Raw genomic sequence first — 1,326 nt, 5'->3', positions numbered from 1 at the left:
GTGAACTGCCCCGGGTTTACCGGAGAGGGATTTGTTCAGTAATCAGGCTGCGATATCAAGTCTGCTCTGATCTGCATAGAAGGCGCGTTCGGCTTCGGCGGGAGGCCTGTAGCCGATTGGCGCCAGCAGGCGTCGGTTATTGTACCAGTCCACCCACTTGAGGGTTTCCCATTCGACCTGCGCCATAGATTTCCATGGCCCCAGATGATGGATGACCTCGGCCTTGTATAAACCGTTGATGGTTTCCGCCAGTGCATTGTCGTAGCTGTCACCAACCGTGCCGACCGAGGCATCGATGTCAGCCAGCGCCAGGCGTTCGGTGTATCGGATCGACAGGTATTGTGATCCACGGTCCGAATGATGGATCAGCACTTTGTTTCCCGCGGGCTTTCGTTGCCAGATGGCCTGTTCAAGGGCATCGAGCACGAACTGGGTGGTCATGGAAGTCGAGACCTTCCAGCCCACGATCCTGCGGGCGAACACATCAATGACGAACGCCACATAGACCATGCCATTCCAGGTCTGGACATAGGTAAAGTCCGAGACCCAGAGCTGGTTGGGGGCCTCGGCCCGGAACTGCCGGTTGACCCTGTCATCGGGACAGGGGCGCGCCGTATCCGGACGGGTCGTGATGACCTTCCGGCCCCGGATTACACCCTTCAGACCCATCTTGCGCATCAGACGCTCAACAGTGCAGCGCGCAACCTGTCGTCCTTCACGCTGCAGGCTGTGCCAGACCTTGCGCGCACCATAAACAGCACGGTTGTCCCGCCAGATCCGGTGGATATGGTCCATCAGTTCCCTATCGCGCAGGGCACGCGGGCGGGCCCTGGCCGGATCTCTTGCCATGACCGCCTGCTGGTAAAACGTGGACGGGGCAATCTGCAGAACGCGACAGATTGGCTCGACCCGTAATCGGCACGGCAGGCTTCAATAAACGCGATCATTTGCGAAACGGGCGCTCGAGCGCTACCTGAGCAAAATAAGCCGAAGCCTTCTTCAGGATCTCATTGGCCTGACGCAGTTCACGGACCTCACGCTCCAACGCCCTGATCCGTGCCGTCTCGGCCGTGGTCGGCCCCGGTTGCGCCCCAGCGTCCCGTCGGGCCTGCTTCCACCAGTCGTGCAGGCTGTCGCCCGAGCAGCCCAGCTTGCCACCAATCTCGCGACAGGCCGCCGATAGGCTCGGGTAATCCGAGCGATGCTCGTCCAGAAGGCGTACGGCGCGCTCACGGAACTCAGGCGAATATCGCGATGTCTTCTTCTTCTCTACCATAGGGCTCATCCTCCGAGAGTTTTACTCTCCGGTAAACCCGGGGCAGTTCA

At 60.0% G+C, this 1,326-nt stretch carries 1 pseudogene and 1 other annotated feature; the pseudogene reads right to left on the bottom strand.

Annotated features, from left to right (window positions below):
• Positions 1–42 precede the first annotated feature (42 nt).
• A pseudogene (locus OQZ28_RS17500) lies at positions 43–1,276 on the bottom strand (IS3 family transposase).
• Positions 874–989 (bottom strand) — a sequence feature (AL1L pseudoknot). Its footprint overlaps the pseudogene before it by 116 nt.
• Positions 1,277–1,326 lie beyond the last annotated feature (50 nt).

The sequence above is a fragment of the Komagataeibacter sp. NFXK3 genome (assembly GCF_054182245.1).
This window is presented reverse-complemented; position numbering and strand designations above follow the sequence as displayed.